This window comes from Bradyrhizobium sp. Kon69, from assembly GCF_055807515.1.
The window spans coordinates 1-283 of record NZ_JBVVOS010000306.1 but is presented as its reverse complement, the minus strand read 5'-3'; the positions used below and the strand labels follow the sequence as shown (position 1 = coordinate 283).

Here is a 283-nt window from a genome sequence, read left to right as displayed (position 1 = left end):
ATCGATAACGTCATCTTGAACCAGCACTCATTTAAAATCGAAGAGGCCACCTCACACACGCTTCCTGAGTTCGCATCCGTTCATGCGAGTGGGTTTCATACCAAGCCAGAGCATCGTCAGATGAGCCAGGCTTCGTTCGCGGGACTGATGTCAAATGACCGTCTTAAAATCTACGTGCTTGAAGTGGATGGGCGGGTTGCCAAGCGATATAGCGCTTGAACATGGGACGTCGCTAGCCCAAAACGCTGCAAATTACGGCGACTTTGCGAGCTGGCAAGCGCAG

Annotated in this window: 1 protein-coding gene; it reads left to right on the top strand. The window is 51.9% G+C overall.

All coding sequences use genetic code 11. The annotated features are described in order from the left end of the window. A partial coding sequence (locus AC0L3U_RS39260; protein WP_473365100.1) for a hypothetical protein occupies positions 1 to 219 on the top strand: 219 nt, incomplete at its 5' end. Between the last annotated feature and the right edge of the window lie 64 nt (positions 220 to 283).